Annotated in this window: 20 protein-coding genes, 1 tRNA gene and 1 pseudogene; 17 read left to right on the top strand and 5 right to left on the bottom strand. The window is 70.2% G+C overall.

The annotated features are described in order from the left end of the window. Nucleotides 1-15: 15 nt before the first annotated feature. The 6 genes and pseudogenes from DEW08_RS01280 to DEW08_RS31860 all read left to right on the top strand — a co-directional run bounded on the left by DEW08_RS01280 (nucleotide 16) and on the right by DEW08_RS31860 (nucleotide 6575). On the top strand, nucleotides 16-1080 hold the full coding sequence (locus tag DEW08_RS01280; protein WP_109323803.1) for an ABC transporter substrate-binding protein: 1065 nt from the start codon (nucleotides 16-18) through the stop codon (nucleotides 1078-1080). A 10-nt stretch (nucleotides 1081-1090) separates the two neighbouring features. Then, entirely contained in the window at nucleotides 1091-3202 is a 2112-nt protein-coding gene (locus DEW08_RS01275; protein ID WP_109323801.1) for an ABC transporter permease, read from the top strand. Further along, nucleotides 3199-4314: an ABC transporter ATP-binding protein gene (locus DEW08_RS01270; RefSeq protein ID WP_109323800.1), complete on the top strand. Its 1116-nt coding sequence runs from the start codon at nucleotides 3199-3201 to the stop codon at nucleotides 4312-4314. Before DEW08_RS01275 ends, DEW08_RS01270 begins: the two co-directional genes overlap by 4 nt. Before the next feature lie 105 nt (nucleotides 4315-4419). Next, nucleotides 4420-5196, top strand: a complete 777-nt coding sequence (locus DEW08_RS01265) for an inositol monophosphatase family protein (protein WP_109323798.1) — start codon at nucleotides 4420-4422, stop codon at nucleotides 5194-5196. Between the two features lie 42 nt (nucleotides 5197-5238). Beyond that, a pseudogene (locus tag DEW08_RS33655) lies at nucleotides 5239-5589 on the top strand (histidine-type phosphatase); the annotation flags it as partial. A gap of 119 nt (nucleotides 5590-5708) precedes the next feature. After that, on the top strand, nucleotides 5709-6575 hold the full coding sequence (locus DEW08_RS31860; RefSeq protein WP_245986059.1) for a histidine-type phosphatase: 867 nt from the start codon (nucleotides 5709-5711) through the stop codon (nucleotides 6573-6575). A gap of 65 nt (nucleotides 6576-6640) precedes the next feature. Here DEW08_RS31860 and DEW08_RS01255 read toward each other — a convergent pair. Beyond that, a tRNA-Tyr gene (locus DEW08_RS01255) sits at nucleotides 6641-6726 on the bottom strand. A 415-nt stretch (nucleotides 6727-7141) separates the two neighbouring features. Between DEW08_RS01255 and DEW08_RS01250 the strand changes: the two genes are divergently transcribed. Both DEW08_RS01250 and DEW08_RS01245 read left to right on the top strand, forming a co-directional pair. Further along, complete coding sequence (locus DEW08_RS01250) at nucleotides 7142-8725, top strand: calcium-binding protein (RefSeq protein ID WP_109323795.1); 1584 nt, start codon at nucleotides 7142-7144, stop codon at nucleotides 8723-8725. Between the two features lie 126 nt (nucleotides 8726-8851). Continuing rightward, the gene (locus DEW08_RS01245) at nucleotides 8852-9979 is read left to right on the top strand and encodes a malate/lactate/ureidoglycolate dehydrogenase (RefSeq protein WP_109323793.1); all 1128 of its coding nucleotides are present in this window, start codon (nucleotides 8852-8854) and stop codon (nucleotides 9977-9979) included. A 66-nt stretch (nucleotides 9980-10045) separates the two neighbouring features. Here DEW08_RS01245 and DEW08_RS01240 read toward each other — a convergent pair whose 3' ends face one another. The 3 genes from DEW08_RS01240 to DEW08_RS01230 all read right to left on the bottom strand — a co-directional run bounded on the left by DEW08_RS01240 (nucleotide 10046) and on the right by DEW08_RS01230 (nucleotide 11664). Continuing rightward, a complete protein-coding gene (locus DEW08_RS01240) occupies nucleotides 10046-10588 on the bottom strand; it encodes an HD domain-containing protein (RefSeq protein WP_109323791.1) in 543 nt (180 codons plus the stop codon). Between the two features lie 225 nt (nucleotides 10589-10813). Continuing rightward, nucleotides 10814-11278, bottom strand: a complete 465-nt coding sequence (gene infC, locus DEW08_RS01235) for a translation initiation factor IF-3 (RefSeq protein WP_211107088.1) — start codon at nucleotides 11276-11278, stop codon at nucleotides 10814-10816. Nucleotides 11279-11433: 155 nt separating this feature from the next. Continuing rightward, entirely contained in the window at nucleotides 11434-11664 is a 231-nt protein-coding gene (locus tag DEW08_RS01230; protein WP_245986057.1) for a hypothetical protein, read from the bottom strand. A gap of 624 nt (nucleotides 11665-12288) precedes the next feature. Here DEW08_RS01230 and DEW08_RS01225 point away from each other — a divergent pair. From DEW08_RS01225 to DEW08_RS01205, 5 genes are all read left to right on the top strand, one after another. Further along, entirely contained in the window at nucleotides 12289-13329 is a 1041-nt protein-coding gene (locus tag DEW08_RS01225) for a putative 2-aminoethylphosphonate ABC transporter substrate-binding protein (RefSeq protein WP_109323790.1), read from the top strand. A 71-nt stretch (nucleotides 13330-13400) separates the two neighbouring features. Further along, nucleotides 13401-14465: a putative 2-aminoethylphosphonate ABC transporter ATP-binding protein gene (locus DEW08_RS01220; RefSeq protein WP_109323789.1), complete on the top strand. Its 1065-nt coding sequence runs from the start codon at nucleotides 13401-13403 to the stop codon at nucleotides 14463-14465. Continuing rightward, complete coding sequence (locus DEW08_RS01215; protein WP_109323788.1) at nucleotides 14462-16153, top strand: putative 2-aminoethylphosphonate ABC transporter permease subunit; 1692 nt, start codon at nucleotides 14462-14464, stop codon at nucleotides 16151-16153. Before DEW08_RS01220 ends, DEW08_RS01215 begins: the two co-directional genes overlap by 4 nt. A 65-nt stretch (nucleotides 16154-16218) precedes the next feature. Beyond that, the gene (locus DEW08_RS01210; RefSeq protein ID WP_109323785.1) at nucleotides 16219-16491 is read left to right on the top strand and encodes a ribbon-helix-helix domain-containing protein; all 273 of its coding nucleotides are present in this window, start codon (nucleotides 16219-16221) and stop codon (nucleotides 16489-16491) included. 19 nt (nucleotides 16492-16510) lie between these two features. Then, nucleotides 16511-16825: a KluB gene (locus DEW08_RS01205; RefSeq protein ID WP_109323784.1), complete on the top strand. Its 315-nt coding sequence runs from the start codon at nucleotides 16511-16513 to the stop codon at nucleotides 16823-16825. A gap of 6 nt (nucleotides 16826-16831) precedes the next feature. Here the strand turns inward: DEW08_RS01205 and DEW08_RS01200 are convergent, their stop codons facing one another. Then, nucleotides 16832-17707, bottom strand: a complete 876-nt coding sequence (locus tag DEW08_RS01200) for a LysR substrate-binding domain-containing protein (RefSeq protein WP_109323783.1) — start codon at nucleotides 17705-17707, stop codon at nucleotides 16832-16834. 91 nt (nucleotides 17708-17798) lie between these two features. On the opposite strand from DEW08_RS01200, the gene DEW08_RS01195 reads away from it, so the two are divergent. From DEW08_RS01195 to DEW08_RS01180, 4 genes are all read left to right on the top strand, one after another. Further along, a complete protein-coding gene (locus tag DEW08_RS01195; RefSeq protein ID WP_109323782.1) occupies nucleotides 17799-18920 on the top strand; it encodes a 2-aminoethylphosphonate--pyruvate transaminase in 1122 nt (373 codons plus the stop codon). 16 nt (nucleotides 18921-18936) lie between these two features. Next, entirely contained in the window at nucleotides 18937-19767 is an 831-nt protein-coding gene (phnX, locus tag DEW08_RS01190) for a phosphonoacetaldehyde hydrolase (RefSeq protein WP_109323778.1), read from the top strand. Further along, nucleotides 19764-20990: an NAD(P)/FAD-dependent oxidoreductase gene (locus DEW08_RS01185; protein WP_109323777.1), complete on the top strand. Its 1227-nt coding sequence runs from the start codon at nucleotides 19764-19766 to the stop codon at nucleotides 20988-20990. Before phnX ends, DEW08_RS01185 begins: the two co-directional genes overlap by 4 nt. Before the next feature lie 136 nt (nucleotides 20991-21126). Beyond that, nucleotides 21127-22188, top strand: coding sequence for an ABC transporter ATP-binding protein (locus DEW08_RS01180; RefSeq protein WP_168220222.1), 1062 nt, complete (start codon nucleotides 21127-21129; stop codon nucleotides 22186-22188). Nucleotides 22189-22201 lie beyond the last annotated feature (13 nt).

The raw sequence follows: 22201 nt of genomic DNA, 5'->3' as shown, positions 1-22201 counted from the left end.
TCGGGAGGAGGCCCCATGCTTCGTCACACCCGCCGCCGTCTGGCGGACCATCTGCGCCCGGCCCTGCTGTCCGCCGCCGCCCTGTCGGCGCTCGCCGTCTCGGCCGGGGCCGCGCCGGCGTCCGCGGCCGAGGTGGTGGTCTACTGCTCGGTGAACGAGGACTGGTGCCGCGAGGCGGTGACCTCCTTCGAGCGGCAGACCGGCATCAAGGTGCTGATGACCCGCAAGAGCTCCGGCGAGGTCTATGCCCAGCTCCGGGCGGAGAAGGACAACCCGAAGGCCGACGTCTGGTTCGGCGGGTCCGGCGATCCGCATCTCCAGGCGGCCGAGGAGGGGCTGACCGAGAAGTACCAGTCGACCAAGCTGGAGGATCTCTATCCCTGGGCCGTCAAGCAGGCCGAGGTCTCGGGATACCGCACGGTCGGCATCTACATGGGCGCCCTGGGATTCGGCTACAACAAGGACCTGCTGGCCCAGCGCAAGCTGACCCCGCCGGCCTGCTGGTCCGACCTCGTCAAGAAGGATTTCGCCGACGAGATCCAGGTGGCCGACCCCAACTCCTCGGGCACCGCCTACACGATGCTGGCGACCATGGTGCAGTTGATGGGCGAGGATGCCGCCTTCGACTACCTGAAGAAGCTGCACCGCAACGTCAACCAGTACACCAAGTCCGGCGCCGCGCCCGCCAAGGCGGCGGCCCAGGGCGAGACCATGACGGCCATCGCCTTCCAGCACGACCTGCTGGTGGAGGCCAAGGCCGGCGCACCGGTCGCCATCGTCGCCCCCTGCGAGGGGACCGGCTATGAGATCGGCTCGATGAGCCTCGTCAAGGGCGCCCGCAACCCGGAAACCGCCAAGGCCTTCTACGAGTGGGCGCTGACGCCGGACGCCCAGGCCCTGGGGGCCAAGGCCCGGAACTACCAGATCCCCAGCAACAGCGGCGCGGCGATCCCGCCGGAATCGCCGCGCGTCGACAAGATGAAGCTGATCGCCTACGACTTCGCCCGCTACGGCTCCAGCGCCGAACGCACCCGCCTGCTCGCCAAGTGGGACCGCGACGTCAAGTCCATGTCCCGCTAGGCGCCGCGTCATGCAACGAACCATTCTCTTCTGGCTGGCGGCGGGATGGGTATCCGTCCTGCTGCTGCCCTGGCACATGGGGGGCGGGATGCCGGCCCTCTGGCAAGGCATCATGGACGGCCGCCCCTGGCTGCTGCCGCTCGCCCTGCCCTTGCTGGCCGCCGCCGGCGGGCTTGCGGGGCGCGGCGCGGCGGGTCCGACGCAGGCGCGCTGGCTGACCGCGGCCGGCGCCGGCGGGCTCGCCTGGACGGTCCTGCAGGGCTTCGCGATCGCGCAGCCGGGCTTCGGCCCCGGCGCCGCGGTCTATGCGATCGCCTGCGTCGGGCTGGGCGCCCAGGGCCTCGCCATGCGCGGCTGGTGCAAGGGCGACGCCTTCATCGTCGCGGCGATCGGGCTGGTGCTCGGCTCCATTGCGCTGTTCGTCGGTTTCCCGGTCGTCAAGATCCTGCTGTCGGCCCTCTATGACGGCGGCGGGCAGCTCTCGCTCTCCGGCCTCGCCGCCCGGCTGACCGACGAGAGCGTCTGGGGCGTCGGCTGCGTTACCGGCAGCGGCAGCGTCTGCGGTGTGGCCTGGAACACGCTGGCGCTCGCCGCCGTCGTCGCCACGCTGACCACCGGCACCGGGCTCGCCTTCGCGCTGATCGCCGTGCGGACCGGCTTCCGCTTCAAGGCCGGACTGCGGCTGGTCTCCATCCTGCCGGTCATCACCCCGCCCTTCGTGATCGGCCTCGCCATCATCCTGCTGTTCGGCCGGGCCGGCGTGGTGACCGAGCTGATGACGACCCTGTTCGGCCTGCCGCGCTCGCGCTGGATCTACGGGCTGCCGGGCGTCGCGATGGCGCAGGTCCTCGCCTTCACGCCCATCGCCTTCCTGGTCCTGGTCGGCGTTCTGCAGGGTGTCAGCCCGACGCTGGAGGAAGCGTCGCAGACGCTGCGGGCGAAGCCCTGGGTGACCTTCCGCACGGTGACCCTGCCGCTGATCCGCCCCGGCCTCGCCAACGCCTTCCTGATCTCCTTCATCGAAAGCCTGGCCGACTTCGGCAACCCGCTGGTCCTCGGCGGCAATTTCGAGGTGCTGTCCACCAAGATCTTCTTTGCCGTGGTCGGCGCCGCGCACGACCAGGGCAAGGCCGCCGCCCTGGCCATCATCCTGCTGTCCTTCACCCTGTCGGCCTTCCTGGCGCAGCGGCTGTGGCTCGGCCGCCGCTCCTACACGACGGTGTCGGGCAAGGGCGACGCCGGCCTGCCCAGCCCGCTGCCGCGCGCCGTCACGGCGGTCGCCGCGACCGTCGCGGTGGCCTGGACGGCGCTGACGGTGCTGGTCTACGGCACCATCCTGGCCGGCGGCTTCGTCAAGAGCCTTGGGCGCGACAACACGCCGACCCTGCTCCACTACCAGACCGCCTTCGGGATCGAGAGCGGACCCAACGGCTGGTGGTTCAGCGGCTCCGCCTGGGATTCGCTGTTCACCACGCTCGGCGTCTCGCTGGCCGCCATGCCGCTGACCGCCGCGCTGGGCCTGCTGACCGCCTATCTGCTGGTGCGCCAGCGCTTCGCCGGCCGCGGCGCCTTCGAGTTCCTGACGATGCTGAGCTTCGCCATCCCCGGCACGGTGATCGGCGTCAGCTACATCCTCGCCTTCAACGCGCCGCCGATCGAGCTGACGGGGACCGGCCTGATCCTGATCATCGCCTTCGTCTTCCGCAACATGCCCGTCGGCATCCGTGCCGGCATCGCCACGCTGAGCCAGATCGACAAGAGCCTGGACGAGGCCTCGCTGACGCTGGGGGCGCGGTCCTTCACCACGCTGCGGCGGGTGATCCTGCCGCTGCTGCGGCCGGCGATCGTCACCGCCATGGTCTACAGCTTCGTGCGCGCCATCACCAGCGTCAGCGCGGTCATCTTCCTGGTGACGGCCAAGTACAACCTCGCCACCGCCTACATCGTCGGGCGGACGGAGGTTGGTGAATACGGCCTCGCCATCGCCTATTCCTCGGTGCTCATCGTCATCATGGTGCTGGCCCTGCTGGCCATCCAGGCGCTGGTCGGCGAACGCCGGCTCGGCCGCCGCCAGACCGCCGCCGCCCCCGCCCGCACCCCTGCCACGAAGGTCAACGCATGACCCACTTCTCCCCGATCCCCCCGACCGCGGCCCCTGCCGCCGCCAGCGCGCGGCCGGCCGTGGAGTTCCGTTCGGTCTGCAAGCGCTACGGGTCCTTCACCGCGGTCGGCGGCGTCAGCTTCGCCATCGAGACCGGCACCCTGGTCACCCTCCTCGGCCCGTCCGGCTGCGGCAAGACCACGACGCTGCGCATGATCGCCGGGCTGGAGCAGGCGTCCTCCGGCAGCATCCTGATCGGCGGCGAGGACGTGACCGGCCGCTCTGCCGCGGAGCGCGACGTCAGCATGGTCTTCCAGAGCTACGCGCTGTTCCCCCACATGTCGATCCTCGACAATGTCGCCTACGGGCTGGTGGTCGGCGGTATGCCGAAGCGGCAGGCCGCCGAGGCGGCGCGCGCGAAGCTCGAGCTCGTCGGGCTTGCCGGGCTGGAGAAGCGGCTGCCGAGCGAGCTCTCTGGCGGCCAGCAGCAGCGCGTCGCGGTTGCCCGCGCCATTGTGCTGGAGCCGCGCGTCCTGCTGTTCGACGAGCCGCTGTCCAACCTCGACGCCAAGATGCGCCGCCGCGTGCGCGAGGACATCCGCCAGCTCCAGCAGAGCCTGAAGCTGACCGTCGTCTACGTCACCCACGACCAGGAGGAGGCGCTGGCAGTCTCCGACCGCATCATCGTCATGTCCGGCGGCGAGATCGCCCAGGACGGCAGCCCGCGCGACCTCTACGAGCGGCCGGCCAGCCGCTTCATCGCCGACTTCATCGGCGACGCCAACATCGTCCCGGCCGTGCTGGACGGGCGCGACGGGGAGATCGGCCGCTTCCGCGTCGGCACCGCCGCCCTCGCCCTGCCCCACCGCGGCGTGTCGGGCGGCATCGTCGACCTCGCCGTGCGGCCCAACGCCATCCGGCTGAGCGGCGGCACGTCGTCCGAGGGCGTGCCCGGCTGCATCCGCTACGCCGCCTATCTCGGCGACCACATGGAATACGAGGTCGCGGTGACCCTCGGCGGCAAGGAGATGATGCTGTTCGCCGCCATCCCCGACGTCGAGGCGCCCTTCGCGGTCGGCGACGCCGTCACCGTCGGCTTCGCCCCGCAGGGCGTCACCGCCATCCCGGCCTGATCCGCTCCCTTTCCCCATCCCGTCAGCGCAGCGGAACCCCTTCCGCCGCGCACACCCCCGACTTGTCCGGACCGGCCCCGCGCCGGCGTCCGGTGGAGCATCCCCATGACCGATTTCGACGCCCGCCTCCGCCTCGCCATCGACATCGCCGTCGAGGCGGGCACCCTCGCCCGCTCCATGCGCCAGGGGCTGGGAGTGATCGAGAGCAAGAGCAGCATCGACTTCTGCACCGCCGCCGACCTCGCCGTCGAGGAGCTGGTGCGGCGGCGCATCGGCGAGGCCTTCGGCGATCCGGTGATCGGCGAGGAGACCGGCGGCGCGCCGGCCGAGCTGGTCTGGGTGGTCGATCCCATCGACGGGACCACCAACTACATCCACGGCACCGCCAACTGGTGCGTCTCGTTGGCGCTGGTCCATCGCGGCGCCGTCGAGATCGGCGTGATCCACGCCCCGGACCTCGACCGGCTCTTCGTCGCCCGGCGCGGCCATGGCGCGATGATGAACGGCCGGCCGTTGCGCACCAGCGGGCTGCGCCACGGCGGCGGCGCGGTGGTCGAGGTCGGCTGGTCGGCGCGGCGGCCGCTGTCGCTCAGCCTCGACCTCATCACGCAGATGGTCGCCGACGACATCGAATTCCGCCGCTGCGGTTCGGGCGCCATGGGTCTGGCGACTGTCGCCGCCGGCCTCAGCGACGGCTATGTCGAGCTTCACATCAATGCCTGGGATGCGCTGGCCGGACTTCTGCTGGTCCGCGAGGCGGGCGGCTGGACGAACGATTTCCTGGCCGGCGAGGGACTGACCCGCGGCAACGTCGTCGTCGCCTGCACGGAGGAACTGACCGGGCGCCTGCTGGCCCTGGGACCGCTGCGCGGTATCGACTGACCGGCCGCTTCGGCGCAGGATCATCCTTCAACGGAGGTGGATATGGGACCGAAATCCGGGTTGCCGGCGGCTGCCCTCGCCGCGGCCATTCTGGGCGGGACGCTTCTGGGACCGGCGCCGGCTGCCGCCGATGCCGATCAGGTGGAGAAGGCCGTGCTGTTCAGCCGGCACGGCGTCCGGCCACCGACCGAGACGCACAAGGTCGTCCCGCTGTCGACCCGGCCCTGGCCGTCCTGGCCGGTGCCGGACGGGCACCTGACGCCGCACGGCAAGGCCGGCGCGGTGCGGATGGGCGAGTATTACCGCCAGCGCTTCGCCCGTGAAGGGCTGCTGCCGTCCTCCGGCTGCCCCGCCCAGGGGGAGATCTTCGCCTGGGCCAACACCGACCAGCGCACCCGCGAGACCGGAAACGGCATCCTGGAGGGGCTCTATCCCGGCTGCGGCCTGACCGCAGGCTCCAAGTCCCCTCCACCGGCGCACGCGACACGCTCTTCGCCCCCATTGCCCGCGGCTTGGCGCCGCTGGACCATGAGGCGGCGCGGCAGGGCATGCTGCGGGCAATGGGCGGCAGCCTCGACGCTTACAAGGCGCGGCTGGCCCCCCTGTTCGCCAGACTCGACGCCGTCCTTCCCGGCCCGCGGCCGGAGACCTGCCGCGAGGCCGGGCTGGCGGAGGGCTGCCACCTCATCGACCTGCCCTGGGAGATCGACGACCGCAAGGACAAGGGCCGCAACATCGGGCTGAAGGGGCCGCTCGACCTCGCCTCGACCATCGTGGAGACCTTTCGCCTCGAATACATGGAGGGCATGGCGCCGGAGGAGGTCGGCTGGGGCCGCGTGGCGGCGGCCGAGGTCCGCGACCTGATGGCCCTGCGCATGGCGAAGTACGACGCGGTCGAGCATGTGCCCTACATCGCGCGGCGCGGCGGCTCCTTCCTGCTGCAGCAGATCGTCGCCGCGTTGAACGAGGGGGTGGACGCCGCCGCGGCCGGCGCCGGCCCGCCGCCCGCCCGGCTGACCCTGCTGGTCGGCCACGACACCAACATCGCCCACATGCGCGCGGTCATGGAGGTGACCTGGACCATTCCGGGCACCCAGCCCAACGACTCCTCGCCGACCGGCGCCTTGCTGTTCGAGCGGCTGCGCGACCCCGCCAGCGGCAAGCGCTATGTCCGGACCTCCTTCGTGGCGCCGACCGCGGATCAGGTGCGGAGCCTGGCTCCCCTCATCGGCGAAGCCGGGCCGGGAGAGTCGCCGCTCGACCTGCCGGGCTGCACCGACCGCCGCGGACCCGGCACCTGCGAGCTGTCGCAGTTCACCGCCCTGGTGGCGGCCCGCCTCGACCCGACGGCCATCGGCAGTCCCGACTACACCCCGTGACGGCAGGACGAAGGCGCCGCGGCATGCGTTGCGGCGTCTGGTTCGGAATCATCGATGGGAGATGATGGTGGAAGGGGCTGGATTCGAACCAGCGTACGCTGACGCGGGCAGATTTACAGTCTGCTGCCTTTAACCACTCGGCCACCCTTCCAAAGGGGCGCAGAGGAGTAGCCGGTCCGCCGGGATGCCGTCAAGTCCCAGCGTGACCTGCACCGTGCGATTTCGCCGAAAATCCTGTCCACGCCGGGACGGAATGCGGCGGCCTTCTCCTGGTCCGGCCGGATAGAAATCCAGCAGGACTACCACCTGAAGTCGTGTTTCGTGAGAGTCATCGCTCAAAGTTGGCTGACGGCCCTCGCCATCGATCAGCAGAGAACTCGCTTTCTCCCGTCAAGGCAACGATTAAAAAGGCTTCTTTTCCAACGGCATCCGCCGAGGACCATTTCATAACGTCACACTCCACAAATACTCGTCTTACACCCGCAAGATTGCAGTCTGACAATGTTGGCAGCCGCCTTATCGACAATGGGTCTTCAGAGACGAAGGCCGTGAACAAGGAGGGCGCCATGGGGACGACCATCGCCGCCAACATCGATCTCCCAACCTTCCCCCTCGACAGCGTCGCGAGCGACCGCAGACCGGCAGGACCGCAAGTCGCCCGGACCCTGACGGGCACCGCAAGGGCAGACACCCTGACCGGCGGGCCGGGGGCCGACCGCATCTCCGGCAACGATGGCGACGACCTGATCTCCGGCCTTGGCGGGCCGGACAGGCTCTACGGCGACCAGGGCAACGATACGATCCGGGCCGGGACCGGCAACGACGCCGTCTATGGCGGCATGGGTAACGACACCCTCTTTGCCGGCGACGATCCGGCGCCCGATACGCTGGTCGGTGGCACGGGCAACGACAGCTTCTGGGTGAACGGACCGGAGGACCTCGTCGTCGAGGCGGCCGGCGGGGGCATCGACACGGTCATCGCCAAGTACGGCTGGGCGCTCGGCAACGCCCTGGAACACCTGACCCTGCAGGAAAAAGGATCGTCCGCCAATGGCGACGCCATCGGCAACGGCCTCGACAACCGGCTGACCGGGAACGCCGGAAACAACCGGATCGACGGGCGCGATGGCGCCGATCTCACGCTCGGCCGCGGCGGCAACGACATCCTGTGGGCCGGAGCCGGCAACGATACGATGTACGGCGGCACGGGCAACGACCTGATGGGTGGTGGGATCGGAATCGACAGCCTGTTCGGCGGAACCGGGAACGACACGCTCTATGCCGGCGACGATACGGTGGCGGATACCCTGACGGGCGGGACAGGTGACGACGTCTACTGGATCAACGGCTCAGACAGCGTCCTGGTCCCCTCCGACTTCATCCTCGAGAACCCCGGGGAGGGCACCGATACGGTCTTCGTCAAGGGTACCTACGGCATGGCCAACAACATCGAGAACGTGACGGTACAGACCGGCACGGGCGGTGGCCTCATATGGGGAAACGAGCAGCCCAATCTCTTCATCGGCAACGAGTCCGGCAACGGCGTCAACAGTTTCGGCGGTGACGACACGCTTCTCGGCCTGGAGGGTGACGATTCTCTCAACGGCGCGGCGGGCGATGACCTTATGGTCGGGGGTGCGGGCAACGACTATCTCGGCCCCTTCGGCATGGACAGCGCCTACAGCACGCCCATCGGCCGGGATACGATGATCGGCGGCAAGGGTGACGACGGAATGAATGCCGGCGGAGCGCCGTCACGTCATCCCTGGATCAACTATGCCGACGAGCCCGACCTGATCCTGTTCGGTCGAGAGGAGAAGGGCGGCTTCGGCAACGACCGGATCATTGGCTTCGACGAGTCGAAGGATCTCATGGTTTTCATTGGCTATTCGGCGGAGGATCTTACCGCTCCCGTCGAACTGACCGACCTGAAACCCTACATCGACGGAGCGACCTCCTGGACCGCCGATTTCTCCTTCAAGGACGGCTCGACCGTCCACGTCACCGGCTACGCCCAGGGCATGCCCTCCCTCAACGAAGGCAGCGACTATGTCTTCTCGGACCCGGTGACGCCCGGAGCCTTCGCCGATGCCGATCCCGGCCGGCAGGTCCAGGCGCTGGCGGCCTCCCTGCCGACGCGGTCGGTGTAACCGCCGCCGCGCCGGCCGGGAATGGGACCTGCGTGAAATCGGCCCTTGTTTCGCCTGCGAACAGCCGACCAAATGGGGGCGGACCCATCGTCCAGCGGCGGCGGTGGTGCGTCGGGAACCCAGGACATGAACGACTCTCACAAGGATCCCTTTTCCGCTGCGGCGTCCTTCAACGCCGGCGTCTACGGGACCAGCATCCGCCCGGTGAAGGCGGCCCCCCTGCTCGAAGCAGTCCGCCTGCTGCTCCAGGCGGCCGGCAGCGACACCGAAGAAGCGCGGATCGTCGCCGACCATCTGGTCGAGGCCAACCTCCGCGGGCATGACAGCCACGGCGTCGGCATGCTGTCGATGTACATGCCGGCCATCGAGGCCGGGCTGCTGCGGCCCAACCAGCACGCCGCGGTGATCGGCCGGTCGGGAGCCTTCCTGTCCGTCGCCGGCGGCCATGGCTATGGTCAGGTCATCGCCCGGGAAGCGATGGACCTCGCCATCGAGCAGGCGCAGCGGGAGGGGCTGGTGGCGCTGTCGCTGCGCGACACCCACCATATCGGCCGCGTCGGCTCCTACGGCGAACAGTGCAGCCGCGCCGGGCTGGTGTGCATCGCCTTCGTCAATGTCGCCAGCCGTCCGATGGTGGCGCCGCATGACGGAATCCAGGCGCGGCTGGGCACCAACCCGATCTGCATCGCCGTGCCGGCCACGCAGGCCACGCCCGCCCTCATCCTCGACTTCGCGACGAGCGCAGTCGCGGTCGGCAAATGCCGGGTCGCCATGGGCAAGGGACAGGAGATGGCGCCCGGCCTGCTGATCGACGCCGAAGGGAACGGCACGCGCGACCCGAAGGTGATGTTCAGCGATCCCTACGGCGCGCTGCTGCCGCTCGGCGGGCACAAGGGGTTCGGCCTCGCGCTGATGTGCGACGTGCTGGCCGGGGCGCTGGCGTCCGCCATGCCCGGCACGCCGACGCACCAGAGCGCCGAGCGCATCATGAACAACATGTTCGCCATCGTCATCGACCCGGCGCGCGGCGGGAACGCCGGCTGGGCCGCCGACCTGGACGATCTGGTCGCCTATGTCCGCGACACCCCGGCGGCCGCCGGCGTGGACGCCATACGGATGCCGGGTGAGCCGGAGATCCGCACCCGCGAGAAGCGGCTGGCCGAGGGCATTCCCCTCGACGGCGCGACGCTGGCCATGCTGACCGGCCTCGGCCAGGAGCGTGGGGTCGCGGAGGTCGCCACCCTGCTGGCCTGAGCGGGTGCCACGGGACGCGCCGGGGCGGCGGGCGCCGTCGGCCGTCCCTTCGCGCGGGGGGCCGGCCTAGGGCAGGGCCTTCTCCGCCGCCGCGTGCGCCGCGGCGAACTGGTCGCTGAGAAAGCTGCTGACGTCGCGGCAGATGTCGGCGACCTGCCGGGCTCCGGCGACATAGTCGATGCTGCGCTCGATCGTCCAGGAGGCCGGACGCTCGACCGCCAGCGCGCGCAGAATCGAGATCTGCTCGCCCATCTTGATCCGCTTCGCCCCGTCGCACGCCTCGGCGAGCCGCCGGGCCTGGGCGGCCTTGCGCTCCTTGATCGGCAGGACGCCGATCTCAGCCGGATCGGTCACCGCTTCGACCAGCGCCGCGATGGAGCTGCCGAACTGCTCGCGGATCGTCGCCAGGGTCGCGTGCCCGTCCTCGACCACGTCGTGCAGCCAGGCGGCGGCGACCTCTTCCGGCGTGCCCCCTGCCCTGGCCACCAGGTCGGCGGTCTCGCTGAGATGCGTCACGAACGGGGTGCGCGACGAATCCGGACGATAGATGCCCTCGTAAATCCCCGCCGCATACCGGAGCGCGGCCGTCACAATATTCGCATCGGTCATGCGATCTCTCCACTGTGTGGCCGCCCGCAGGGGCTGCTGCGGAGGCCGTTCGTCCGACACCTTATCCCTGTTGGCGCGCCGATCGACTGCCATGGATCAAACGCGACGATGCGTCTCAGTTGGTTTCCCTTACTGTTTGTGACGCCGGCCGGACAAACCGGAGCGGACAAACGAAAAAGGACGGCACCGGCCGTCCTTTTTCGTTCCGTCATGCGCCGCGGGTCTTCATCGCGGTGCCAGCACCATGACCATCATGCGGCCTTCCATGCGCGGCATCTGCTCGACCTTCGCCATGTCCTGGAGCTGGTCGCGCACCCGGATCAGAACGTCCATGCCAAGGTTCTGGTGCGCCATTTCGCGTCCGCGGAACCGCATGGTCAGCTTGATCTTGTCCCCTTCCTCCAGGAAACGGACGGCTGCGCGCATCTTCACGTCATAGTCATGGTCATCGATGTTGGGACGGAGCTTCAGCTCCTTCAACTCGATGATCTTCTGCTTCTTGCGCGCCTCGTTCGCCTTCTTCTGCTCCTCGAAACGGAACTTCCCGTAGTCGAGGATCTTGCACACCGGCGGATCGGCCTGCGGCGCGACCTCGACGAGGTCGAGTTCCGCGTCGGCCGCGGCGTCGAACGCCTGGCGCAGCGGAACGACGCCGACCATCTCGCCGTCGGCGCCGACGAGGCGGACCATGCGTGCAGTGATTTCCCGGTTGAGGCGCGGGCCTTCGCGGACCGGATCCGCGTCATACAGCTTAGCTATAGTCGATCTCCTGGATGTTGCTGCTCCACGGCTGCTTCTGGGCAGTCCTGGGAGCCGGGATGATGCCGCGGGATCGCCTGCACGGGTCAGGCGACCTTCACGCCGGCAGCCGCTTTGCGGCCACCGCGCGGCGCACGTTTCGCCGGTTTCAGGTCGCGCCGCCGCACGACCTCGGCCTGGATGGCCGGCAGCATGGCCTGCGCGGCCTGCTGCTGTTTCGCCGTGCCGTTCTGGGCCAGTCGCTCGGCATTGGAGACGAGGGTGCCGAGATCGGCATCGGTCATCGCCGGGAGCTTTTCGAGCATGTCCATGGTCATCGGGCCTTCGCGCAGTGGGGACGCCGCAACGGCGTCGGGTAGGGGGACTGTCGGGCTCGTCCGGTCGCAGCCAGCCAGCCAGCCGGCTTTCCGATAAGAAACGCGACACGGGACCGACCGGCCGGCGGAGCGGCAGTCGCCCGGGACCTCTTCCACTTCACGAGCCCACCAACCACTCCACCGAAAAAATGTCGCCTTCGATAAAGTAGGCGACTTCCAGAAAAATGCAAATTCCATGTGCCCCGCCGCCCAGAATCCGGGTCGTTTTCCCCGGTTTTGCGAAATGCACGGCGCCGGCTCCCCGCCCGTTTGGTCTGCGGAGCATCCAGCGTTCTTCGGATCGCCCCGCGCAGACGATTTCCCGGCGACTCCCGGCGCCGTCACGGCGACTCCCGGCGGGCGTGAAGCGCGCCGCGAGCCGCCGCCCGCCGGCAGGGCGTTACCGGCCGGACAGCAGCGGCCGGACCGCCATGACCGGATTCGGCGGAACCGGTCGCGTCTCCCGTAACCAAAGCTTAACGGGTTCCCGGCCGTCCGCAGGATTACAAGAAGCCCGCCCGGAGGCACGGCGCGGCGCCGGTCTCCGCTTCCTGGACAAGAAACGGGACACGGGAGCACCAACGCATGACCCTTCGTATCGCGCCCTTCGGCCTGACCCTGGCGGCGGCCACCGTCGCGCTCGTCACCGGCATGGACAGCGCCGGTGCCGCCACCAAGCTGACCGTCTACACGGCGCTGGAGAACGAGCAGCTCGCCCCCTACAAGAAGTCGTTCGAGGCCGACAACCCCGGCGTCGAGATCGAGTGGGTGCGCGACTCCACCGGCGTCATCACCGCCAAGCTGCTGGCCGAAAAGGACAATCCCCGCGCCGACGTGGTGTGGGGCGTCGCCGCCTCCAGCCTGATGATCCTCGACAAGCAGGGGATGCTTCAGCCCTACGCGCCGAAGGGCGTCGAGGCCCTGAAGCCGGCCTTCCGCGACGCCAAGGCCCCGCCGGCCTGGGTCGGCATGGATGCCTGGATGGCCGCCATCTGCTTCAACACGGTCGAGGCCGAGAAGAAGAAGCTGCCGAAGCCGACGAGCTGGGCCGACCTGCTGAAGCCGGAATACAAGGGCCAGGTGGTGATGCCGAACCCGGCCTCCTCCGGCACCGGCTTCCTCGCCGTGTCGGGCTGGCTGCAGACCATGGGCCAGGACAAGGGCTGGGCCTACATGGACAAGCTGAACGACAACGTCGCCGTCTACACCCACTCCGGCTCCAAGCCCTGCAAGATGGCGGCGGCCGGCGAATACGCCATCGGCATCTCCATCGAGTACACCGGCGCCCAGCAGAAGACCAAGGGCGCGCCGATCGACGTCATCCTGGCCTCCGAAGGGGCGGGCTGGGAGATGGAGGCGACCGCCATCGTCAAGGGCACCAAGAACCTGGGGGCCGCGCAGAAGCTGGCCGACTGGGCAGCCTCCAAGAAGGCGAGCGAGCTGTACGTCACCTTCTACCAGGTCACCGCGCACCCCGGCGTGACCAAGGACACGCCGAACTATCCCAAGGATGCCGAGGCGTCGATGATCAAGAACAACGACTTCGCCTGGGCCGCGGCCAACCGCGACGCGATCCTGGCGGAATGGGCCAAGCGCTACAACGCGAAGTCCGAACCGAAGTCGTAACGGTGATCCGGGGCCGGCCCGCACCCCGCGGACGGCCCCGCCCTCCCTTCAAGACCAGCCGCGGTGGCGCCATGACCGACCTGCCCTATCTCCGCCTGACCGACATCACCAAGCGCTACGACCGCTTCACGGCGCTGAAGGGTCTCTCGCTCGACGTCCGGCGGGGCGAGTTCGTCTGCTTCCTCGGGCCGTCCGGCTGCGGCAAGACCACCCTGCTGCGGGTCATCGCCGGGCTGGACCCGCAGACGACGGGACGGGTGGAGATCGACGGGCGGGACGTGTCGCGGCTGCCGCCCTCGGCGCGCAACTACGGCATCGTCTTCCAGTCCTACGCCCTGTTCCCCAACCTGACCGTCCACAAGAACGTCGCCTATGGCCTGTCGCTGAAGCGGGATGCGGAGCGGACGCGGGTCGAGGAACTGCTGGACCTCGTCGGGCTACCCGGCATCGGGGCGAAGTATCCGGGGCAGCTGTCCGGCGGACAGCAGCAGCGCGTGGCGCTGGCCCGGGCGCTCGCCCCCTCCCCCGGTCTCCTGCTGCTGGACGAGCCGTTGTCGGCGCTCGACGCCCGCGTGCGCATGAACCTGCGCCGCCAGATCCGCGAGCTGCACCAGCGTCTCGGCATCACCACCATCATGGTCACCCACGACCAGGAGGAGGCGCTGACCATGGCCGACCGCATCGTGGTGATGAACCACGGCGTGATCGAGCAGGTCGGCAGCCCCGACACCATCTACCGCAGCCCGGCGACGCAGTTCGTCGCCGACTTCGTCGGCTCCATGAACATGCTGCCCGGCGTGGCGGCGGACGGCGGGCTTGTCAGGCTCGGCGGGCTGGACCTGGAATGCGAGGCCGAGCTGCCGAGCGGCGCCCCCGTCACCGTCTGCCTCAGGCCGGAGGATGTGCTGGTCCGCGCCCCCGGCGGGACCAACCGGCTGGAGACGGTGATCGAAAGCCTGGAATTCCTCGGTCCGTTCCACCGGGCGCGGCTGGCCTGCGACGGGCTGGGCGGGATGCGGCTGACCGCCGACCTGTCCGCCAACCTCGTGCGCGACCTCGACCTGTCCACCGGGCGGCGGCTGGCCGTCTCGCTGCCGCGGGAGCGGCTGCGCGTGTTCGAGGCGGGCCTGTCGTGAGCGCCTTCGCGGTGAACGCCGGCCGGCCGGTCGATCGCGGGGAGGCCCGCCTGCTGGGCTCGGGGCTTGCGGCGCTGGTGCTGTTCCTGACGGTCTTCGTCCTGCTGCCGCTCGGCACGATCCTGCTACGCAGCCTGTACGACCGCGAGGACGTCTTCGTCGGGCTCGCCAACTTCCGCGCCTTCCTCGCCACGCCGGCGCTGATGGAGTCGGTGCGGACCAGCCTGACGTTGTCGCTGCTGACCACGGCCATCGTGGTGCCCCTGGCCTTCGCCTATGCCTTCGCGCTGACCCGCACGGCGATGCCGGGCAAGGGGCTGTTCAAGATCCTGGCGCAGATCCCGATCCTGGCGCCGTCTCTGCTGCCGGCCATCGCGTTGGTCTATCTGTTCGGCAACAAGGGGCTGCTGCGCGACTGGCTGCTGGGCCACTCGATCTACGGCCCCGTCGGCATCGTGATGGGCGAGGTGTTCTACACCTTCCCGCACGCCGTGATGATCCTGATCGTCGCCCTGTCGACCGCCGACGCGCGGCTCTACGAGGCGGCGGAGGCGCTGGGCGCCGGGCGTCTGCGCCGCTTCCTGACCATCACCCTGCCCGGCGCGCGCTATGGCCTGATCTCCGCCGTCTTCGTGGTGTTCACGCTGGTCATCACCGATTTCGGCGTGCCGAAGGTGATCGGCGGCTCGACCAACGTGCTGGCGACCGACGTCTACAAGCAGGTGGTCGGGCAGCAGAATTTCGGCATGGGGGCGGTCGTCGGCATGGTGCTGCTGATCCCGGCGGTGCTGGCTTTCGTCGCCGACTGGATCGGCCAGCGCCGGCAGATGGCCCTGCTGTCCGCCCGATCCGTCCCCTATGCCCCGCGCCGCCAGCCGCTTGGAGATGCGCTGGCGATGCTGTTCTGCATAGCGGTGGCGGGGGTGCTGCTGGGCATCCTGGGGACGGCGGGCTTCGCCTCCTTCGTCACGCTGTGGCCCTACAACCTGAGCCTGACGCTGGCGAACTACGACTTCGCCGAACTCGACAGCGCCGGCTGGGCCAGCTACGGCAACAGCCTGCGGCTGGCGGCCTGGACGGCGCTGGCCGGCACGGCCGTGGTGTTCCTCGGCGCCTGGCTCGTGGAGCGCAGCCCGGCGGCGCGGGGTCTGGCCGGCGTGGTCCGGTTCGCCGCCATCGTGCCGCTGGCGGTGCCGGGCATGGTGCTGGGCCTCGCCTACATCTTCTTCTTCAACGCGCCCTGGAACCCGCTGGGCGTCCTCTATCACGGGATGGCGATCCTGGTGCTGTCCACCGTCGTGCATTTCTACACGGTAGGGCACCTGACGGCGGTGACGGCGCTGAAGCAGCTCGACCGCGAGTTCGAGGCGGTGTCGGCCAGCCTCAAGGTGCCGGTCTGGCGGACCTTCTGGCGGGTGACGGTGCCCTTGTGCCTGCCGGCCATCCTGGACATCGCGATCTACCTGTTCGTCAACGCCATGACGACGGTGTCGGCGGTGGTCTTCCTCTACGCCCCCGACACCAAGCCGGCCTCGGTCGCCGTGCTGACCATGGACGACGCCGGAGAGGTGGCGGGAGCCGCCGCCATGGCGATGATGATCGTCTACACCTCGGCCGGCGTGCGCCTGCTGCACGCGGCCCTGGGCTGGGGCCTCGGCCGCCGAACCCAGGCGTGGCGGGCGCGGTAGGGGCGGCCGCAAGACACCCTTGAGCCCGGTACTACCCAGTAGCATATTGCTGGGAGGAGGTGGCCATGACCGTCAAGGCCTCGATTTCGTTGACCGACGAACAGGAAGCCTACGCGCGGAGCCTCGTCGACGCGGGGCGGTTCCCAAGCCTCAGCGCCGTTCTGCAGCGCGGGCTGGAAATGCTGCGGACCGACGACGAGATGCGGCAGGCCGAGATTGCCGCTCTGCGGTCGCTGATCGACAAGCGCCGGGCCGGGCCGTTCGTCGACCTGGACGACATCGAAGCCGATACCCGCGCACGGCTGGAGCAAAAGAGACAGGCGCGTGCGGCACTATAGGCTCCGTCTTGCGGCAGAGGTGGCGCGCGATCTCGACCAGATCGAAGATTATCTTTTCCGGATCTACCAGGAGCTTGGCGACGATCCGGCCACCGCCGCGGATCACGCCGCTCATCGCATCGAAGAGGCACTCGGCTATCTGCGGAGCTTCACAACCCATCCCCACCGGGGGACCGAGCAGCCTGCGATCCGGCCCGGCATCCGCACGGTGACGAGCAATCGGATCATCGTCTATTTCGAGATCGACGACCTCTTGGAAGAAGTCCGCATCCTCGCCGTGTTCTTCGGAGGTCTCGACCACCGGCGGCAGATTCTCGACCGCCTGCGACACTGACCTCCCCTACCCTGCCCGCTCCCGCGCCACCTCCAGAAAGGCGCGGACCACCGCCAGCCGGCGCCGCTCGCGCAGGCAGACGACATACTCGTCCATCTCCACCGTCACCCCGGCGAAGGGCAGCAGGACCAGCCGCGGATCGGCGTTGAATTCCGCCGCCGAAACGAAGCCGAGGCCGAGGCCGGACGCCACCGCCTCCACCACCGCCTCGCGGCTCTGGATCTCCAGCGTGGCGGCGGGGTTGAGGTCGGCGGCGGACAGCGCCTGCTCCACCAGCCGGCGGGTCATCGAGCCCGGCTCGCGCAGCACCAGCTTCTCGGCTGCGACCTCCGCCAGCGTCACTGCCCGCCGGCGGGCCAGCGGATGGCTGCGCGGCACCAGCACCTTCACCGGGTCGCGGCGCAGCGGCACGACATAGAGCCGCGAGTCCCCCGGCACGTCGGCCAGCACCGCCACGTCTATGCGGGTGTCCAGCAGCCCGCGCAGCAGTTCCTGCGAGTTGCCGACCGAGAGGGAGACGGTCGGCCCCGGATGCCGCTTGGCGAAGTCGGCGAGCAGCGGCACCGCGTGGAACGGTCCGTCGGCCCCGACGGCCAGCGAGCCGCCGTCGAGATGCCGCACCCCGGCCAGCAGTTCCACCGCCTCCTGCTCCGCCGCGAACAGGCGGCGGGTGACGGCGAACAGGCTCTGCCCCACCTCGGTCAGCGCGACGCTGCGGCGGGACCGGTCGAACAGCAGGACGCCGTGCGTCTCCTCCAGCGCCTTCACCTCCTGGCTCAGCGTCGGCTGGGTGACGTGCAGCAGCCGGGCCCCCTTGGTGAAGCTGCCTTCCGTCGCCACGGCATGGAAGGCGCGGAGCTGGGAGTGATTTATGGATTTCATCTATGGGTCCATAGACGGAATGGATTGGAATTATGGTAGTCGCGGCGGCTTGATCCGTCCACCTCCGGCTGTCGTCGATCGGACCCGCACCATGACCTTCCCGCCCAAAGACCCCTTCCTCCTCACCCCCGGCCCGCTGACCACCTCGGCCACCGTCAAGCAGGCGATGCTGCGCGACTGGGGTTCGCGCGACGGCGCCTTCATCGAGCTGAACGCGCGCATCCGCAACCGGCTGGTGGAGATGATCGGCGGCGGCGGGGAGTTCGCCGCGGTGCCGCTCCAGGGCTCCGGCACCTTCGCGGTGGAGGCGATGATCGGCACGCTGGTGCCGCGCACGGGCAAGCTGCTGGTCCTGGTCAATGGCGCCTATGGTCACCGCATGGTGCGCATCGCCGAGGTGATCGGCCGCGCCGTCACGATGATCGAGACGGCGGAGGATCTCCCGGTATCGCCGGAGGCGCTCGACCGCGCGCTGGCGGAGGACCCTGCCGTGACCCATGTCGCGGTGGTCCAGTGCGAGACCACCTCGGGCATCCTGAACCCGCTGCAGCGCGTGGCGGAGGTCACTGCCCGCCATGGCCGCGCCCTGCTGGTCGACGCGATGAGCGCCTTCGGCGCCCTGCCGCTCGACGCGCGGGAGACGCCGCTCCAGGCCGTCGCCGCCTCCTCCAACAAGTGCCTGGAGGGAGTTCCCGGCACGGGCTTCGTGCTGGTCCGGCGGACGGCGCTGGAGGCGGCCAGGGGCAATGCCCATTCCCTGACGCTCGATCTGCACGACCAGTGGCGCGGCTTCGAGGCGAACGCCCAGTGGCGCTTCACCCCGCCCACCCATGTGCTGGCCGCCTTCGATCAGGCGTTGTCCGAACATGCCGCGGAGGGCGGCGTCGCAGGGCGCGGGGCGCGCTACCGCGAGAACTGCCGGATCCTGGTGGAGGGTCTGCGCGCCATGGGGTTCGAGACCCTGCTGCCCGACGCGCTGCAGGCGCCGGTCATCGTCACCGTCCGCATGCCGGCCGACCCCGCCTTCGACTTCCCGCACTTCTACGAGCGGATGCGCAAGCGCGGCTACGTCCTCTATCCCGGCAAGCTGACGGTCGCCGACAGCTTCCGCATCGGCTGCATCGGCCGGCTCGGTGCCGCCGAGATGCGCGGCGCGCTGGAAGCCATCCGCAATACGCTCGCCGAGATGGGCGTCGCATCGGGCAGGCCGTAACCGAGGAGTCCCCGTCATGAGCTTCACCTACACCCGCCGCTACACCGGTCCGCTGCAGGGCGTCGTCCTCGACTGGGCCGGCACGACCGTCGATTTCGGCTGCCTCGCCCCGGCCGGCGCTTTCATGGAGGCCTTCCGGCAGGCCGGCGTCGAGATCACTCTGGAGCAGGCCCGCGGCCCGATGGGCATGGCCAAGTGGCACCATATCCAGGCGGTCACCCGCATGCCCGCCGTCGCCGCGGCCTGGACGGCGACGCACGGACGCGGTCCGACCGACGCCGACGTCGACCGGCTCTACGAGATCTTCCTGCCGCTGCAGGTCGGCGTCGTCGAACGCCATGCCGATGTGATCCCCGGCGCCGTGGCGGCCGTGGCGGCGATGCGCGAGCGCGGTCTGAAGATCGGCTCGACCACCGGCTATCCCCGCCCGGTGATGGAGGTGGTGCAGCGGGTCGCCGCGTCGCAGGGCTATGCGCCGGACCTCGTGGTCTGCGCCGGCGAGACGCCGGCCGGCCGGCCCGGCCCGGCAATGGCGCTGAAATGCGTGATCGAGCTGGGCATCTCGCCGGTCGAGGCCTGCGTGAAGATCGGCGACACGGTGGTGGACGTCGAGGAGGGGCTGAACGCCGGCATGTGGACCATCGCGCTCGTCGACACCGGCAACGAGGTCGGCGTGCCGCTTCCCGAATGGACCGCCCTGCCGGAGGGGCGCCGCGAGGCCCTGCGCCGGCCGGCGGCCGACCGGCTGCGCCGGGCCGGCGCCCATTACGTGGTCGGCAGCCTCGCCGAAGCCGTTCCGCTGCTCGATGCCATCGAGGCGCGGCTGGCGCGGGGCGAGAAGCCGTGACCCTGCCGGCCACCGCCGACGTGGTGATCGTCGGCGGCGGAATCCTGGGGCTGTCCATCGCGTGGCACCTGACGCGCCGCGACACCCGGCGAGTCCTGCTGCTGGAGCGCAATGCGCCGGCGGCGTCGGCCACCAGCCGGGCGGCGGCCCTGCTGACCCGCGCGCGGTCCGACCGCGCCACCGCCGCCCTCGTCCGCCGCACCTACGACGCCATCGCGGAGCTGGAAGCCGAACTCGGCGAACCGCTCGACCTCCGCCGGGTCGGCACGCTGCATGTCGCGGGCTCCCCCGCCACGCTGGCGCCCCTGGAGGCGCTGATGGCGGCGGCCGATGGCGAAGCCGTGGAGTGGCTGGATGCGGCGGAGGCGGCGCGGCGGGTCCCCTGGCTCGCCGCGGAGACGGTGCTGCGCGCCGCCTTCATGCCGGCGGACGGCTTCCTCGACCCCTACCGGCTGGCCGACGCCTACGGCCGGGCAGCCCGCCGCCGCGGCGCCCTCCTTCGCAGCGGGGTCACGGTGACCGGGCTGCGGACCGCCGCCGGTCGGATCACCGGAGTGGACACCGACCGGGGAGCGGTCGCCGCCCCGCTGGTGGTCGATGCGGCGGGAGCCTGGGCAGGGACGCTGGCCTGGACGGCCCGGGTGGGCCTGCCGCAGGCCCCGGTACGCAGCCAGTACTGGATCACCGCGCCCGATCCGCGGCTGTTCCCGCCGGACCATCCGGTGACCGTGCTGCCCGATGCCGGCGCCTATGCACGGCCGGAACTGGGGTGCCTGCTGTTCGGCCTGCGCGGCCGCACCTCCTTCGTGCTCGACCCGCGCCTGCTGCCCGACCGCATCGACGGTCTCGACCTCGGCGACTCCGATGGCGGCTGGGAGACGCTGGCCGAGGGGGCGGAGCGGCTGGCCCGCGTCTTTCCGGCGGTGATGGACACCGGCATCGCCCATTACGTGTCGGGCCTCTCCACCTACACGCCGGACGGCCGGTTCAACCTGGGGCCGGTGCCCGGCCTGCCGGGCCTGCTGGTGGCGAGCGGCTGCTGCGGCGCGGGCATCGCCGCGTCCGGCGGCATCGGACAGGCCGTCGCCGACCTGGCGGCAGAGGGGCGCACCGCCTTCGACCTCGCGGCGTTCGATCCGGGCCGGCTGGGCAACCCCGCCCCGGCGGACCCCGCCCTGCTGGCCGCCTGTGCCGCGGCGCGCTCGGGCAAGACGGCCGGCTGAGCGGCGACGCAAGCGGGCGACACAAAACCACAACCGAACCGTCACGCCCCTGTCGTCTGCATACGGCAGTCTCCCTGCCTCATGCCGCAGGGCGCCATGCACGGCGCCCGCCGGCCCCAACCCTTCCGGCCCCGCCATGCCCATTCAGCACAGCATCGAACTCGACCAGGTCACCAAGCGCTGGGGAGCCACGGCCGCCGTCGATTCGGTGACGCTGACCGCCGACGCCGGGCAGATGCTGGTCCTGCTGGGGCCGTCCGGCTGCGGCAAGTCGACGACGCTGCGCCTGATCGCCGGGCTCGACACGCTGAGCAGCGGGCGCATCCATATCGGTGGCACCGAGGTCACCGACCTGCCGCCGGCCCGCCGGCGGATCTCCATGGTCTTCCAGTCCTACGCCCTGTTCCCCCACCTCTCGGTGGCGGAGAACATCCTGTTCGGACTGAAGATCCGCAAGGTCCCGGCGGCGGAGCGGGACGAGCGGCTGCGCTGGGCCGCCGACCTGCTGGGGCTGGGTCGGCTTCTCGACCGCCGGCCCTCGCAGCTTTCGGGCGGGCAGCAGCAGCGCGTGGCGCTCGGCCGCGCCATCGTCGCCAAGGCGCCGGTCTGCCTGATGGACGAGCCGCTGTCCAATCTCGACGCCCAGCTGCGGCACGAGATGCGGCGCGAGATCCGCGCGCTCCAGCAGCGGCTGGGCATCACCATGCTCTACGTCACCCACGACCAGACCGAAGCCATGAGCATGGCCGACCAGGTCGTGCTGATGAATGCCGGCCGGGTGGAACAGGCCGGGGCGCCGGAGGCGCTCTACGACCGTCCGGCCTCCGTCTTCGTGGCCCGCTTCGTCGGCACGCCGCCGATGAACCTGTTCCGCCTGCCGCAGGTCCCCGGCGTGACGCTCGGCGTCCGTCCGGAGGCGGTGCTGCTGGACGCCGCCGGTCCTGTCGAGGCGACCGTCGCCGACACCGATTACCACGGCGCCGACACGGTGGTGGCCTGCCGCATCGGCGGCGGGGACGGCGAGACGCAGACGATCGCCGTGCGCATGGCCGGGCGGGCCGGCGTGACGGCGGGAATGCCGGTACGGCTGTCCTGGTCGCCGGAGGACCTCCACGCCTTCGACGCCGGGACGGGGCGCCGCCTGCCGGACGGGGCGCTGGCCGACCCGGCCGGCTGTCTGACGGCGGCGGCGCGCTGACGCGCCGCGCGAC

Origin of the sequence: Azospirillum thermophilum (genome assembly GCF_003130795.1) — a bacterium.
GTDB lineage: Bacteria > Pseudomonadota > Alphaproteobacteria > Azospirillales > Azospirillaceae > Azospirillum > Azospirillum thermophilum.
The sequence above is the reverse complement of the archived record's forward strand: the minus strand, read 5'-3'. Positions and strand labels throughout refer to the sequence as shown.